Genomic DNA, 387 nt, shown 5'->3' on the forward strand with positions numbered 1-387 from the left:
GGCGCTGGCTGCTGCAGTTTCCACCGCGCCTGGGCGAGGCCAGGGCGCTGTGGTCGGACCCTTCGGCGCTGGCGGCGCGCCACAACCTGCAGGCCCTGCTGCTGACCCTGCACTTCGAGGCCAGCCGCAGCGAGGATGCGGGTATCCGCAGTCTGCTGCCGGGCGTGCTCGAAGCCCTGCAGGCCATGCCCTGAGTTGGCATCGACGGACTCTCCGGCGCCCAAGTTCAGCTCGGGCCTGGCCTCGAGCAGGCTTCCGGCATAATCCACGGCCTGACTGACAGCCACGGGCGCCTGTTCACCATGTCCATCCTCCGTCTCGCCGACCTCGACCTCGCCGGCAAGCGCGTGCTGATCCGAGAAGACCTGAACGTGCCGATCAAGGACG

The 387-nt window shown here is 68.7% G+C and carries 1 protein-coding gene; it reads left to right on the forward strand.

The features are described 5' to 3' along the window. Nucleotides 1-194, forward strand: a 194-nt coding sequence (locus FLQ44_RS23760; protein ID WP_206208937.1) for a hypothetical protein, incomplete at its 5' end; no start/stop codon positions are given. Nucleotides 195-387: the final 193 nt, after the last annotated feature.

It is taken from the genome of Vogesella mureinivorans (genome assembly GCF_007644035.1).
In the GTDB taxonomy this organism is placed as follows: domain Bacteria; phylum Pseudomonadota; class Gammaproteobacteria; order Burkholderiales; family Chromobacteriaceae; genus Vogesella; species Vogesella mureinivorans.